Annotated in this window: 9 protein-coding genes and 2 CRISPR repeat arrays (1 of these 11 running past the window's edge); of the genes, 3 read left to right on the top strand and 6 right to left on the bottom strand. The window is 43.1% G+C overall.

Annotated elements, in window-relative coordinates; all coding sequences use genetic code 11:
• Positions 1-80 precede the first annotated feature (80 nt).
• Both QXD64_06240 and QXD64_06235 read left to right on the top strand, forming a co-directional pair.
• Positions 81-1,544 (top strand): TldD/PmbA family protein, encoded by a 1,464-nt coding sequence (locus QXD64_06240; GenBank protein MEM3396915.1) that lies wholly within the window; start codon positions 81-83, stop codon positions 1,542-1,544.
• A complete protein-coding gene (locus QXD64_06235; GenBank protein MEM3396914.1) occupies positions 1,538-2,896 on the top strand; it encodes a TldD/PmbA family protein in 1,359 nt (452 codons plus the stop codon). The genes QXD64_06240 and QXD64_06235 overlap by 7 nt, the downstream gene beginning before the upstream one ends.
• A 20-nt stretch (positions 2,897-2,916) precedes the next feature.
• Here the strand turns inward: QXD64_06235 and QXD64_06230 are convergent, their stop codons facing one another.
• The gene (locus QXD64_06230) at positions 2,917-3,549 is read right to left on the bottom strand and encodes a hypothetical protein (GenBank protein MEM3396913.1); all 633 of its coding nucleotides are present in this window, start codon (positions 3,547-3,549) and stop codon (positions 2,917-2,919) included.
• A 442-nt stretch (positions 3,550-3,991) separates the two neighbouring features.
• Between QXD64_06230 and QXD64_06225 the strand changes: the two genes are divergently transcribed.
• The gene (locus QXD64_06225; protein MEM3396912.1) at positions 3,992-4,573 is read left to right on the top strand and encodes a hypothetical protein; all 582 of its coding nucleotides are present in this window, start codon (positions 3,992-3,994) and stop codon (positions 4,571-4,573) included.
• On the opposite strand, the gene QXD64_06220 is transcribed toward QXD64_06225, so the two are convergent.
• The 5 genes from QXD64_06220 to QXD64_06200 all read right to left on the bottom strand — a co-directional run bounded on the left by QXD64_06220 (position 4,560) and on the right by QXD64_06200 (position 13,753).
• A complete protein-coding gene (locus QXD64_06220) occupies positions 4,560-4,817 on the bottom strand; it encodes a helix-turn-helix domain-containing protein (GenBank protein MEM3396911.1) in 258 nt (85 codons plus the stop codon). The two genes, QXD64_06225 and QXD64_06220, sit on opposite strands and share 14 nt — an antisense overlap.
• Before the next feature lie 4 nt (positions 4,818-4,821).
• Complete coding sequence (locus QXD64_06215; GenBank protein MEM3396910.1) at positions 4,822-5,262, bottom strand: transcriptional regulator; 441 nt, start codon at positions 5,260-5,262, stop codon at positions 4,822-4,824.
• A 56-nt stretch (positions 5,263-5,318) separates the two neighbouring features.
• Complete coding sequence (locus tag QXD64_06210; GenBank protein MEM3396909.1) at positions 5,319-12,617, bottom strand: tetratricopeptide repeat protein; 7,299 nt, start codon at positions 12,615-12,617, stop codon at positions 5,319-5,321.
• A gap of 135 nt (positions 12,618-12,752) precedes the next feature.
• Positions 12,753-13,050: direct repeats of the CRISPR family, unit length 30 nt; unit sequence GTTCCAGTCCCCTTTTCATTGGGTTTTGAC.
• A gap of 10 nt (positions 13,051-13,060) precedes the next feature.
• Complete coding sequence (locus QXD64_06205) at positions 13,061-13,432, bottom strand: DUF86 domain-containing protein (GenBank protein MEM3396908.1); 372 nt, start codon at positions 13,430-13,432, stop codon at positions 13,061-13,063.
• A 36-nt stretch (positions 13,433-13,468) separates the two neighbouring features.
• Positions 13,469-13,753 (bottom strand): nucleotidyltransferase family protein, encoded by a 285-nt coding sequence (locus QXD64_06200; GenBank protein ID MEM3396907.1) that lies wholly within the window; start codon positions 13,751-13,753, stop codon positions 13,469-13,471.
• A 128-nt stretch (positions 13,754-13,881) separates the two neighbouring features.
• Positions 13,882-15,605: direct repeats of the CRISPR family, unit length 30 nt; unit sequence GTTCCAGTCCCCTTTTCATCGGGTTTTGAC; it runs 1,371 nt beyond the window's last position.

Here is a 15,605-nt window from a genome sequence, read left to right as displayed (position 1 = left end):
TCCATCAACACATTTGCCAGCGTCAACCACTTGCGTCCCTATGCAAAAGTAGAAATACTTACTCCTATTTAAGGCATTCCATGGTGGTGCACATGTTGCAACATGATGTTGAGATGGACTATGCTCTGAAAATTCTGGAAAAGGCAAAGGTTGAATATGGAGATGTGAGGTTTGTGGGAAGAAAATCAGAGCGAATAAGCACAAAGAATGGAGTGCCAGCAATCAGCATATCGGACAGCATTGGTGTTGGAATTCGAGTCCTTGTGAATGGTGCCTGGGGTTTTGCATCTACAAATGATACCTCAAAGAAAGGAATAAAGCGAATTGCAGAACTGGCTGTGAGAACTGCAAAGGCATCCGCACTCACAACAAAGGAAAAAGTGGTGCTTAGTCCTGAAGAGCCAGCAATTGACAAATATGAGTCAACAGTGAAAAAAGACCCCTGGAATGTGTCTACAGAAGAACGGGTAAATTACCTGATTGACTGTGAAAAACGCATGCGAATTTCAGACAGAATCAAGCTCACGATGGGCCATAGCGAGGTCTGGGAAGAGAACAAGCTGTTTGGAAGCACGGAAGGGGCAAGGATAAGCCAGAGATTTGTGGAGACAGGTGGAGGCATTGCTGCAATTGCAATTGAGACAGGCGAGATGCAGACAAGAAGTTATCCCACATCGTTTGGTGGGGACTACAGACAAGGGGGCCATGAGTTTTTTGAGGGCTTGAAATTGCTGGAAAATGCAGAGAGAGTGGGCAAAGAAGCAGAGCAGCTGCTCCATGCGTCGCAGTGTCCCTCAGAAGTGACAACCATTATAATAAGCTCGGACCAGATGGTACTGCAGGTGCATGAGTCATGTGGACACCCCTCTGAACTGGACAGGGTCTTTGGCTACGAAGCCAGTTATGCTGGCACAAGCTTTATGACCCCTGAAAAACTGAACAAATTCAGGTATGGTTCTGACCTTGTGAACATTGTTGGTGATGCCACTGCACCTGGTGGGCTCGGAACCTTTGGCTACGATGATGAAGGAGTGAAAGCCCAGCAGTTCCACATAATCAAAAACGGAATAATTTCTGGTTATCTTTCTTCGAGAGAGACCGCTGCGAAGCTTGGACAGAGAAGCACTGGTGCGATGAGGGCAGACAACTACAACCGAATGCCGATTATAAGGATGACGAACATAAATCTGTTGCCTGGCAACTGGAAATTTGAAGAGTTGATTAAGGACACGAAGAAGGGTATTTATGTGGAAACAAACAAGAGCTGGAGCATTGATGACAGGCGATTAAACTTCCAGTTTGGCACGGAAATAGGTTATAGAATAGAAAATGGAGAAATGAAAGAAATGCTGAAAAACTGTGTTTACACAGGAATAACTTATGAATTTTGGCGGAGCTGCGATGCAATTTGCTCTGAGGAATACTGGCATCTCTGGGGCTTGAGGAACTGTGGGAAAGGCGAGCCAGGACAGGTAATGCGTGTAGGACATGGAACCTCACCTACTAGATTTAACAATGTTCGTGTGGGGGTGGGCAAATGGTAGATATAGTTGAGATTGCGGAAAAAATTCTGAAGATGGTGCAGTGCGACCAGGCAGATGTGCGTATCATGGGTGAAAAGAGTCATCTGACAAGGTTTGCGAACTCTCAGATTCACCAGAACATGTATGAGGAGAATTACACTGCAGATGTGCGTGTGGTGATTGGAAAGAAGATAGGGACAGCAAAAGCAAATTCACTTGATGATGAGCACTTGAGAAAAATGGTGGAGACCGCAGTAAAAATTGCAAAATTGCAGAAGGACAGAAATGACTTTGTTTCGTTACCTGGAAAAATCAGGGAGCTGAAAAAACCGAAAACATTTGTGAGGGCTACTGCCAGCCACACTGTTGAGGAAAAGGCAGAGGCAGTGAAGAAGATTTTTGAGACTGCCAAAAACTACAAGCCAGCACCACTTGCTTATGGCGCTTTTTCTACAACAACTAATGAAATCTGCGTTGCCAACACACTCGGTGTTTCTGTTTACGGAAAACAAACTGTGGCAAAAGTGGGCATTTGTATGATTGCTGATGAGAATGAGGAAAAGGGCTATGGCTGGAGCGAGATGGCACATATGGATGTGAATAAGATAGATGTGGAAGCTGTTGCGAAAACCGCTGCAGAGAAGGCAGTGGGAAGTTTGCACACAAAGAAGATTGAGCCAGGCGAATACGAGGTTATTCTTGAGCCCCTTGCAGTTTCTGAGTTGCTCGGGTATCTGAGTTATGCGGGCATGGGTGCACTTGCTGTCCAGGAAATGCGGAGCTTCCTCTGTGGCAACATCGGAAAGAAAATAATGGATGAGAAGGTAAGTATCTGGGACGATGGCAACAACACCTCAGGAATTCCGATGCCCTTTGATTTTGAGGGAGTGCCAAGGCAGCGTGTGGACATAATTGAAAATGGTGTGGCAAAGGGCTATGTTTATGATTCCTACACTGCTGGCAGAGAAGGAAAGCAGAGCACAGGACATGCTTTACCACCAGGTATGGGTGCGTTCGAAGTGGGACCACTCCCAATTAATCTGTTCATGAAAGAGGGCACGATGAAAGTAGAGGACATGATTGCAAATTGCAAGAAAGGTTTGCTCGTGACAAAGTTCCATTATGTAAATATCATCCATCCAGTGAAGACAATCTTTACAGGAATGACAAGGGATGGCACATTCTACATTGAAAACGGAAAGATTCTCCATCCTGTGAAAAATCTGAGATTTACTCAGAATGTAGTGGAGGCATTTTCATCTGTGAAAGGACTCAGTAAAGAGCGGAAGATAATTGGAGGCGACTTTGGAGTTACTGTCTGCCCATATGCTCATCTGGAAAAATTCAATTTCACAGGTGTGACAGAGTTCTGAGAACACCAGTGGAATGAAAACTATGCGTTACCTCCTCTTTTCATAAGAGGTAGGTACTCAACTAACTTATTGTAAGTATGTTTACTTGTAGGTGAAAGCCAAAAGAAATAATCTCTTCGTAGGATTAATTTGATACCGCCCAAAGAGTATTCTATGCTTTCAATCTCGTTGAGTGGGATTTGCATCTCATTTTTATGAATAAACTTCTTTTCTAACAATGTTTCATCTGGAAAACCATGGGGTTTTATTTCCCACCTGAGAATATTACTTTGGAAATCAATCACCACTTTTTCTGGCGCACGGGAGATAACATGTAGCAGATATGGTAAGCCGAAGAAAACTAATGGAATTATTAGGATTAGTAAACTACCAATTCCATAGATGTATAGAAGATAGGAAAACAGTGCACTAAAAAAGAACGAAAAACCCAGTATACCTATTTCGATTCTGAGCTTATGCGTCGGAATTTCAACAATTCTCAAACCTTTATTTTTCCACAATTCATAGCATTCAATAAATTCCTCAGCAGCTGAGGCCTTTGAATAAAAGTAGAGAGCTTTGCCATTTCTTAATTTAACAGAAATATTACCTAATGCAGTTTTCCTGGCATTCTCAAAATCAGAAAAAGGAATATGGATTATGTTATTTACCATGTACTCCTCATAAAAAGAACGAGCAAAAGGAGAGGTGGGGGCAGGCCATTCCACAAAACCATTACTGCAGTCCACATCTATTTCATTTGGCAAGCGTTTGCTAAGGGAGTGGTATAACAACAACCAGGAGAGCAGTGAAGAAATTATCAACATGACACAACAGATTATTTCCCAGGATTCATCGAGCCCGAGGATAATGTAAAAGGCAAATGGGTAAAAAGGAATATCGACAATCGCTAATCTCATGATAAAGTTCTTCAACTTTTCGTCTCTTCCCAATTCAATTCTTCTCACGCTCATCTATTTTCCGAAGTCAACCGAAGATATAACATTTTTCAGACAATTTGTTCTGCTTTCAATTCTAACCATTGTGAAGGGGACAGTTCTCTGAGAACTCCCAAAAAATTTATAACTCAAAAACATATCATCCTATTGAATCACAATGGCAGAGGATTGGTTTCAAAAACTGGAACGCGAACTTGACGCCCTTTCGTACGAGATAGAGGGGAAATACATTCCGGACGAGCAAGCACCTGTGGCAAAGGAACTTGCAGAGATTTTCTTCAATATTTGGCTTCGGTTTAACATTGATTTTGGTATAGAGATGGAACTCACCCCATGGCAGTGGGAGTTTGCTGTTTATGAGGGTCAAAAGCACTGGCGTATGAAGTCAGGTTTTGATTTCTCAAAGTTGAGCGAACTCCGTCTCACCGACAAAAAATTTGAGCACAGTCAGGCAATGATCGCCTACTTTTATGCAGCAAACAACCAAACTCGGCTGAGAGTGGTCTTTGTGGTTCATGGTAGCGATGAACATGGCGATGTGCCGAAGGAATACGAGATTTACAATGCCAACATCAAGAGAATGAGCATGAGCCGTCTCTGGAAGACAATTGAGCCACTTATAAAGTCATGGTACGAGGCACACATCAGAAACGATCAGGGCGTGGTGATAAATTTCTGTGACCGAAAATTTTCAAAACCGATTGTGGTAGAGGGGAACAACAAACCTAACGGTACATAGAGTCCCATTTACCTGGCTTGTACTCTTTTTTCGAGAAACGTACTAGGTGGACATAGATTGTGTTCTCTGAGACATGGTCAATGGTGATGATTTTCCTTGCCTCAAGTTTCTTCAAAACTTTCTCAAGTCGTGGTTTTGAAATCTTCAGGTATTTCCTTAAGTCCTCAATTTTGACTGGGTAATTTTTTCGCAAATATTCTAAAATTCTGTATTCTATTGTGCTGCTATCCTTCTCCGAAGCCATGCTCTCACCTTGATTCAATAAGTTTCTGGATGTGATTCACCATCTTCTTGTAATTTTCCAGCACATTCATTGTGTTTGCTTCAACAAAGTTCCAGGCCATTGCAAAGTTCCCATAACGAATCCTGTAGCCCTTCGAGCCATCTTCTGTTGGCACTTCTTCCAGAAGGTCCAGGTCCTTCAGACGGTTAAGGTATCGCCATACAGTTGGTGGGGTTGTAGAAAGCACCGTACAGAGTTCGTTCACCTTCCAGGCCCTCACCATGTTTTCAATGAAACAGTTTCTGATTAGTTTGTAGCCCACACTCTCCTTTACACTCACTGCCTTCGTGCGCTTGTCATGTTCTTTGGAAAGGTAACCTATCATTATCAGGAAATTGAGCAGAGCAGTATCCAGGTCTTTATCAAACAGTGGTGGTTCTCCTTTCAGAGTAATCTCAAATGTCATGATTTTCACTAATAAGAAAAGGTATTAAGAGTTTGCGAAAATGTTCTAAATTCTTCCTATCTTCTCCTTATCTCCATCAGTTCTAGCTCGTCGATTAAGGCCGTCCCAGTAGCAGTGGTTTCCTGAAGCACAGGCGCCTTCAGCATATCCTCTATCGCCTTCGATTTTATCTCCATCGTCTTCAAAATCCTCTTGAGTCGTGTTTCAGCGAATCTTGTGTATTCGTAGGCATCTTCTAGCTTAAAATCAGGGATCTGAATGGGAGGCAGAGCAATTTCCACATAAGGCAATGGAATTTCTGGATTCATCTCAATTCCAAACTTTTCCTTCCATTTTTCAAGTTGTTGTTTGAAAGCGAGAGGCACCATTGTAAATGCGAGCTTCTTCTCTTCCATTGGCTCAAGCACCTCAATAACCTTTTCCTCAGCAAGGGCAACATAACCGAGGCCCTCTACTGCCCGCACCTTTACTTGTTTCAATGGATACGCTTTCAAATTCTTCAGTGATAACTCACAATGCACCTTCCCATGTCTTGAGTAAAGTTTTGCTTCAATGGAGACATCAATGCCAGGAATTACATGAAACTCGTCTTCCTCATTGAATTGGTAGGTGAGATTAAACTTTTTCTCCTCTTTTGAAGACAACTGTGGAATTGCTAGTTCACCAGAGGCAAGCATCCCAGCGACACTAAGCGTAAAGGGTTCGACTGTTTGGAACATCTCATTCTTTACAGTTAACTCTACACCTTTATCTTGGCTAACAACTAGTGTGATTGAAAGGTCATGGGTATCTAGAATGGAATCCCTAGTTTCGGAGATTAGATATTCACCAGTTACCTCTTCTGCACTTTTCGCATTCTTTTTCTCAATCTCACTAAGAACTAGCAACCTGTAAAATTTTAGCTTCTCATTCTCTGGCTCAAACTTCAATCCATCTTTAAGCCTCCTCAGAGCCTCTTCCAATTTGCCCATTTTGAAGTAAAGTGCAGCCAGATTATAGTTGGTTTGTAAATTGTTTTCAGTTGCAAGAGCCATTTCAAGCCATTTTCTGGCAATCTCATAATTCCCGAGCAAATACTCAGCCACACCTCTCAATGTGAACACATAGTAATTTTTGAGCTTCTGGGCAATCGCAGCTTCTGCACTTCGTCTTGCATCGCTGTATTTTCCATCCATCAGATAGGCATAAGCCCTAAGTAACCACACATCCCCAGATTTTGGAGAACGCACTGCCTTGTCTAAGCTCCTGATTGCATTTTGAAATTCACCCTGCTTTATTTCAATGTAGCCCTTAAGCAAATAAAATTGCCAGAATCCAAAAGCAGGATTTTCACATACTTTGAGAAATTCAAGACACTCTTTTTCATCTATCTGATTAAGGGTATAGAGCAGCAAGTATTTCGCTGCATCACTTTTTTCTTTCTTGTAAGCAATCTTTGCATATTCAAGTGCTTTTTCAGGTATATCTATGATAAGGTAAGCAAGTGCAAGATTGTAAATTCCTTTTCCGTACTCTGTCTTTGCAACAACCTCATCAAGCAATTTTATCGCATTCTCATACCGCCGGAGTTGCAGAAGTGCGATGGCAATGGCTGTTTGAATCTCGGGCTTAAAGCCCTCATAGTTTCCGCTGAGCGTTAATGCATCCAGTGCCTCCTTCCAGCTCTCAATTTTCAGTAATGCAATTCCCTTATTGTACCAAGCAGTGCCATACTCCTTTTCAATGTCAATTGCCTCATCAAATGCATCTATTGCCTCCTCGTACATTCTGTTCGTTGCAAGGGCAACACCCAGGTTGTTCCAGCCCTCTATCTTCTTCCTTTCAATTCTCGTGGCTTCATCATACTTCCATGCCGCTTCTTCAAACTTTCCTTTTTTGAAAAGCAGATTGCCAAGATGAATTCGCACATCTGCAGGCCAGACATCAACACTCTCTAATATTTTCTCGCTATTTGGGTCTCCTTTTCTCGCAAGAACAGCACCGATGAAATATCTTGCCATTCCGTGGTTCTTGTCCAGAGAAAGAGCTCTCTGGAAGCAGGAAACACCTTCGTCAACCTTTCCCATCTTAACTAATGTTCTTCCTTTCAGAGCCATGACTTCTGCGTTTTCTTCTATATCTATCGCTCTCTCAAAACATCTCAACGCTTCTGCGTATCTACCTATCTCATCCATAATTTTGCCAAGAGAAATCCAGGTCTGAGGTCTCGCCTCGTCATGTTCAAGAGCCGCATCCAAATTCCTAACAGCTACATCCACTTCTAGCATTGCGTACGCTAAATTCCCTTTTTCTTCAAGATATACAGGATTTTCTGGCTTAAGCTCGATTGCCTTATCTAAACATTCTGCAGCAGTTGCTAGCTTTCCAAGCTCGCGGTAGAGTTTAGCGCATTTATACCAAAGTTCTGGTTCTGTTCGCTGCAAGCTGAGTGCCTTCATGTAGGTGTTAACTGCATTCTCTTTTTCCGCCCATGCCTCCTCAAGTTCCCCTTTCTTCACGAGGAGCGCAACTGAATCTGGAAACTTGGAAATGGAAGTCTCTATGAAGTTTTTAATCTCTTCTACGGTGCCAAACTTGCATAGGGCTTCCAAGGCCTCAACTCTTAAATTCTCACTATCCTTTTTCGCAATCACTTCCTTATAGAAGTCAAACAATTCCCTATATTTACCTGTTTTCTTCAGCACCCTGATTTTGCCTTCTATTCCTTCTTCGCAAAACTCAAATGCCAGTACTTCCGTATAATTCTCAATTGCTTCCTCGTAATTTTGCCACAGTTCACTGCATCTCGCTAGAGCCAGCAATGCCTTCACATCCTTTCCTTTCAACTCAATGTAGCGTTCAATGTGCCTTCTTGCCTCCTCAAATTTTTCAAGACCCATGAGACAGAAAGCATAGTCCAGATGTGCCTCTGGCATCTCCTGAAGCTTCAAAAGCTTCTCAAATGTTCTTGCTGCCTCTCTCAATTTTTTCTGTTTAACAAAAATATTTCCTTTTAGGTAGAGTGCCCCTGTGTGATTTGGTTCCTCTGCTAAAAATCCGTTTATAAAGTCGATGGCCTTTTCAAAATTCTCAAGTTTCATGTGGATTTCTGCGAGTTTGTAGATAATTGCCATGTTCTTCGGCTGATAGCTAAGTATTGCTGTGTACTGCTCTCCAGCTTTCACCATACCATCTTGTGTCCCTGTGCGTAAGTAAATTTCTGCAAGAAGCATTCTTGCCTCTGCATTCTCCGGCGCAGATTCGATTGCTGTCTCTAAATGGCTCTTCGCTTCCTCAAGCGCACCTCTGGTGGCATAAATTTTTCCCAGATAGTAATGGGCTGTTGCATTTTCTGGCTGGGCTGCAACCAATTTCAGGAAAATCTGCTCTGCCTCCTCTTCTCTACCCATCCTGACAAGTGTGATGCCCTTCTCAAGAAGCAGTTCCTGGTTGTCTGGCTCTGAAACGAGCAATTCCTCATAAGCATTCAATGCATCCTCAAATTTTCCTAATTCACTGAGCAGTTTTGCCCTTAACTTCAATGCCTCCATGCTTCTACCGAAAGAAATTGCCTTTTCAATGCTTGCCAGAGCTTCGCTCACATCCCCTATTTTTGCAAGGGCCAAAGCCCTGCCATACCAGGCACTCAAATTTTCTGGCTGAATTTTCAGGACTCTGTTGTAAGTTTCAAGGGCATAGATAAAGCGATTCAAGCCCACAAGTGCCTTGCCCTGTAGCACCAAATATTCAGGATTCTCTGGATTGGTTTTTACAAGCATATCAATGTGCTTCAGTGCCTCCTCATATCTGCTGAGCAAAAGTGCAGTCCTTGCTGCCTTCTCCCTCACTTCTGCAGATTCTAAAACTGCCAGGGCTTTATTGTACCATTTTAACGCTTCATCGTATCTGTGGGTGTGGAAACAAGCATCCCCCAGATTGCTCAGAGCATCTGGTGATTCCGGGCTAAGCTCAATAATTTTTTCCAGAATTGTGATTGCACCTGAATAATCGCCAGTGCTCAACTTCAGCTTTGCAAGGAGATGCAGATATTCCAGGTTTTCTGGTTCCTCTTCAATCAACTCCTGCACAATTTTCTCAGCTTCCTCACCTCGTCCAGCAGCAATCAGCAGCTTTGCTCGCTCTGCAGTAAGTCCGATGTGGTTTTTGAAGGAACGAAGTCCTTTCGCAAGCACAGAAAGAGCGCCGTCAATTGAGCCAGCTGCAGCGGTGATCCTTGCATAGACAAGAAAATACTCTGGTTTTTTCTCGATGCTCAATGCTTCCTCAATGCTCTCCCTTGCCTCATCATACCTTTTGAGCTGCAAAAGAAGTTCTGCTTTTTTGTACAGAAACTCTGGTGTTCTAGCTTTTTCAAGGAGAAAGTCGTAATGGGCCACCAATTCTTCAATCCTTCCAAGTTTCTGGAACAGTCGTTCCCTTGCAATCAGAAAGAGCTCAGTTTTATAGTCATTGAAAGCGCGTTCGCAAACCTCAAGGGCCTGTTCCAGCTTCCCTACACCTTCAAGCATCTCAACAAGGGCTGATGCACTCTTTTCATGTTTGTGCAACTGGAGATTCTTTTCAAGAGTTTCAATTGCTGGTTCAATCAAACCAAGTTTTTCTAGCACGAGTGCCTTTTCATAGAGAATTTCTGGTATTTGCTGTGAAACTTGGAATGCCTGCTCGTAGGCAGTTACGCTCTCCTCCAATTTCCCAAGTGAGTTAAGAATTCTTGCCTTTTCCAGCAGGGCTTCTGCACTCCTCTTTGTTGCAATTGCTTTCTCAATGTGTTCCAGTGCCTCCTGATACTGCTTTTGTTTGGTGAGCAGCGTAGCAAGTGCAAATCTGGGTTCGTAGGCATCTGGCCTGATTTCAACCGCTCTGCGGTATTCCCCTGCAGCTTTTTCAAACTCTCCTTTTTCAGCAAATACCTTGCCCCTGGCGACATAGGCCTCCACAAGCTCAGGGTTGAGGTAAACTGCCTGCTGATAGCATTCAAGGGCTCGCTCAATCCGCCCCAGTTTGAGGAGAAGATTTCCGATGGAATACCAGAGCTCTGGTGTTTCTTCAGTTTCCACAATTTTCAAGCCAGTTTTCACTGCTTCCTCGTATCTTTCTGCTTTTGCATAACCTTCAAACAGGGCTTTAAGAAGTGCCAGATGTTCTGGTGCAAACATCAAGCCCTTTTCGAATGCCCGTATGGATTCCAAATCTTCTCCTTTTTTTGCAAGCATTCTGCCATACACAAGCCAGAGTTCTGGATTCTGCTCGTCCCTTTTAATTCCTTCCTCAAGGTATTTTATTGTGTCCTCAATTCTTCCTATCTTCTCTCCCATCTCTATCAATTTTGTAAGCACCCTGGGAGATGGGTTTTTCTGGTAGGCAGAAGCATAGCTCTCAAATGCACTCTCATAGGATTTCAAAGCTTCCAGCACCTCTGCTCTTGCCACTAAGGCACGGACATAGCTGTTGTCCAGCTCAAACGCTTTTGTAAATGCATTGCCTGCCTCTGCAAGTTTGCCAATTTCTTTAAGTGCGAGTCCATACTGGTAATAGCCCTCTGCACTCTGCTTGAGTTCAAGGGTGCGTTCCGCACAGATAATTGCATCTCCTGGTTCTCCCATTTCATTTTTCAGGGTTGCCAGGAAAAGCCAGGCAGAGGCATTAGTATTGTCTTTTTCTAGCAGGTTTTCCATGATTTCAACTGCAGTGTTGTAATTCTCCTTCAGATGCATTATTCTGGCAAGCAGAAAGAGGGCATCTGGCCAGTCCTTATTCAGTGAAATTGCTTTTTCCACTGCTTTTTCCGCCTCGTCCAATTTTCCTATCTCAAAGTAGGCATTTGCTTTCTCATACCAAACCTCTGGATTATCCTGTTCCAGCGAAGTGAGCATCTCCTCGTACTTGAGATAAAGCTCTCTTTTTCCAAGTTCCTTTGCAACCCGAATCAGCTCCCTTATGTATTTCACATTCTTTGGCGAGAGTGAAACAGCCATTTCCATTGCGTGGATGCCATCCTTGATTGCATTTCGCTTTATGTCGCACTTTCCTTTCCAAAACCATGCCTCATGTGAGTTTACCTGGACGCTCAGCACCTTCTTGAACATTTGGGAAGCGTCGTCATATTTGCCAAGCTCGTAGAGACACTCACCAGCAAGTTTCATCACATTGTAGTTTGCTCTATCCCTGTCAAGAATCTGGAGGTAAACCCTGAGAGCATCTTCCACACTTCCATGCTTTCTCAAAATTCTGGCTTTGAGAAGATATGCCGCCTGACTTCCTGAAAGAGAAATTACTCTGTCAAGGGCAGCGAGGGCTTCCTTTGTGTTTCCTGATTTTTCCATCACCTCTGCCTTTGCAAGATAGGGTTCAGGGTTATCTGGTGCTTCAGTTATCAGGGCGTCAAAAATTGAGATTGCATCTCCAATCTTTCCAAGTTTTTCTAGGATTTTGCCCTTGAGAAGCAGTGCATCCCTGAAGGTTTTTCTGAGTGAAAGAGCTTGCTCTACTGCTCCCAAGGCCTCAGAGGGTTTGTTGAGCTGCAGAAGCACTGCTGCCTTGCTGTACCATGCTTCTGGATAATGCGGGTTAACCTGAGCAGCGGTCTCAAAGTCCTTGAGGGCTGTGTCTAAATTGTTGAGTTTCATGTGGACAAGGCCCATCCCATGCCAGAATTTTTCATTTCTCGGGTTGATTTTCAATGCTTCTGCGAAATTTTCTGCGGCCTCGCCATACCTGCCAAGTTCGTAGAGCGTAAGCCCACGATTGTTCCATGCCGGCTCATATCTTCTGTTGATTGCAATTGCCCGCTCATAGCATTCAATCTCATCTTCATGTTTCTTGAGTTTGTAGAGTATTAAGCCAAGGGAATACCAGCCAGTTTCGTTGTTCGGCTCAATTTCTATCAGTTTTTTCATTGTTTCAAGGGCTTCGATGTCCTTGTCCAGCTCCATCTTTGTAAGCCCGAGTGCGAGCATGCCCTTGAAGTGGTTTTTGTCCACTTTGGTGACTTTATCAAAGAAGTTTTCTGCTTCTGAGAATTTTGCGAGGTTGTAGTGGGCACAGCCAAGATGGTAGTAGAGTTCTGTGCTAGGAATGAGAGAGTTGAATTTCACCTCAAGCTCAGTTGTTTTCATTGAAACAGTTTCAAGGATGGCTTTCACTCTTTCCGGCGGCTCTGGTGGTGCTCGCATGTGCAGTTCTCTGGAAAAAGGTACAGTAAGAAGTAGCGAGATAAGGTCATTCACGAATTTGGCAGTTGCATCTGGATTCAGTTTCCAGACATCTGTGGCAGCAATGCGGTGAAGTAAGTCCTCTTCTCTGCGGTCAGGTGGTGGTGTATGTTTTTCCTTGCCTTTTAGAATGTTCAGACCCACTCAAACACCGAGATGTAGAAAGATGTTAAGAGATAAAAATGTTGCGAATTGCCGCAGATGCAATCTCAATGCTCAGAATATCAGAACAAGAATTTGACAGACCTTTTTTAGGAAAAGGTGCATCTCCAATGAATTCTCCCAGTCCCCTTTTCATTGGGTTTTGACAGAAAGGGTTTGAAAGATTTGTGTTGCTCGCAGATTCGTTCCAGTCCCCTTTTCATTGGGTTTTGACTGGTAGGAGAAAAAACAAAAAAGAGAAAGTTAAAATCGTTCCAGTCCCCTTTTCATCGGGTTTTGACACGGGTTAGCGATATGTGCGACTCCATTCGTAAACCCGTTCCAGTCCCCTTTTCATTGGGTTTTGACAACAAGGAAATACTCTAAACTCTTTTTAACTCTCTTTGTTCCAGTCCCCTTTTCATTGGGTTTTGACGCACTACTGCTCATTTATTCTCTTTTTCAAGAATTTCTACTAACATGGTTTTCAACAATGGGACATCTTTTTTAACAGTATCCCATACAGCGTCTAAATCTACACCGAAATAACCGTGTATCAACTTATCTCTCATCCTTGCCATTTTATTCCAAGGTATGTGCGGATATCTCATTCTGGTATTCTCACTTAATCTTTTAGTTGCTTCGCCCACTATCTCAAGTTCCCTTATTACACCAGCTTGAATTAAGTTACTCTTCTGGAAGCACTCATAGCTTACTCCTTGCGTATATTCCTCAATTCTTTGTAGTGCATCCAGAATATGTTTCAGGTAAACCGCACCAGAGGTAAGATATGCAGTGGGTGTAACAAAGTAGTGCATCCAGAATATGTTTCAGGTAAACTGTATCGTCTTTACTCATCCATATAACACCTTCATCTCATTTCTTATTCTTTCAATCATGTAAGGGCTTATCGATTTTTCTGTGAGTAATTCCACCTTTACTCCTAGTAACTCAGAGAGTTCTTGCTCAAGCTCTATAATGTCAAGTAAACTTTTCCTTTCTGAAAACTCCACGACGATATCTATATCGCTATCTGGCCTCTCCTCTCCACGAACATATGACCCAAAAATGGCTACCTTTTTCACTCCCCGCTCTTTCAGAAACTGGGTTATCTTTTCAAAGAGTTCTGCTTTGTTCATGATATTCCTTTATGCACTTTGTTGTTTTTAAACCTATCGCTGGATTATCTAGAATGTCCGCCATTATAACTTTCAAGATGCTATGCAGAAATGTTCCAGATGCCACTAGGTAATCCTTCAACATAAACATCCCAGTCCCCTTTTCATTGGGTTTTGACAAATCATGGGAATATTAGGTTTATTAGGAACAAATGTGTTCCAGTCCCCTTTTCATCGGGTTTTGACCACTAAAAAATCGCTTCTGAGTGTTGTCTGTGCTATGTTCCAGTCCCCTTTTCATCGGGTTTTGACACGCAACTTCATAGTTCAAGACATACTAAAACCATAGTTCCAGTCCCCTTTTCATCGGGTTTTGACGGATGGCAGTAGTGCGTCAAAGCGGCAAACGCCCATAGTTCCAGTCCCCTTTTCATCGGGTTTTGACTATGAGAAGCGACATGGTAATCTACCCGAAGAGACAGTTCCAGTCCCCTTTTCATCGGGTTTTGACACGGGTGATAGAATGAAGACCCAAAAGAAGAACGGGGGTTCCAGTCCCCTTTTCATCGGGTTTTGACGTTTTGGATGTCTGCGAACAGGACATTTGGAAAGTTCGTTCCAGTCCCCTTTTCATCGGGTTTTGACTATTAGCAGAGAACCGATTAGTAGATTTAGAAGAAGAGTTCCAGTCCCCTTTTCATCGGGTTTTGACGACGACCGTGTCGTATTGAGCAAGAGCGAGTATGAAGTTCCAGTCCCCTTTTCATCGGGTTTTGACTAAACTCCCTAACCATGTTACCAGCAGCCAACGGCAAGTTCCAGTCCCCTTTTCATCGGGTTTTGACCAGCATCTCGGAGTAAAAAAGCAATCCTGATTTTTATGTTCCAGTCCCCTTTTCATCGGGTTTTGACCTTTTGCTTTGCTTCTTTTACACTGTCATCAATTCGGTTCCAGTCCCCTTTTCATCGGGTTTTGACAGTTGGAGATACAGAGTTTGAACTGTGCAAAGACTACGTTCCAGTCCCCTTTTCATCGGGTTTTGACAAGCAATACCCGATGATGACGGAATGCAACCAAGAAGTTCCAGTCCCCTTTTCATCGGGTTTTGACCCAATTCTTTTATTTTGGTTAATATCATATCTTTTTGTTCCAGTCCCCTTTTCATCGGGTTTTGACTTGCAAAGTGTCTTGCATGCAAACATCTCCAGATTATGTTCCAGTCCCCTTTTCATCGGGTTTTGACCGTAAGGATGTGATTGAGAAGTTTGGAGGCATTGATTGTTCCAGTCCCCTTTTCATCGGGTTTTGACGTGTCACATCTGAAACAGTTGACTATCACACAAAAAGGTTCCAGTCCCCTTTTCATCGGGTTTTGACAAATCGTTCTGTATGTCAAGTATTGCTCTATCTAACAGTTCCAGTCCCCTTTTCATCGGGTTTTGACGGATGGTGATAAAATGAAGTATGTTATAATTTACTGGTTCCAGTCCCCTTTTCATCGGGTTTTGACTTCCGATGCTGAAGCAGTATAAACAACGCTAAACTCCGTTCCAGTCCCCTTTTCATCGGGTTTTGACTAGCGGCTTACATGCTGATAGATATTACATGGTAATGTTCCAGTCCCCTTTTCATCGGGTTTTGACTGAAGAGCCAGCACTTGCAAAATTCCCAAGTGCATCGTTCCAGTCCCCTTTTCATCGGGTTTTGACCTGGATGTTTGAGACCTACAATAGCCAGCATTTCCAGTTCCAGTCCCCTTTTCATCGGGTTTTGACGGAAGGGTGTTTGGACGAGAGAAAACATTATCACGGGGTTCCAGTCCCCTTTTCATCGGGTTTTGACGGATAAGAAAATTGCAGCGGATGAGGAATT

The sequence above is a fragment of the Thermoplasmata archaeon genome (assembly GCA_038874435.1).
In the GTDB taxonomy this organism is placed as follows: domain Archaea; phylum Thermoplasmatota; class Thermoplasmata; order Lutacidiplasmatales; family SKW197; genus SKW197.
Note: the sequence above shows the minus strand (reverse complement) of the source record. Positions and strands in the feature narration are given on the sequence as shown.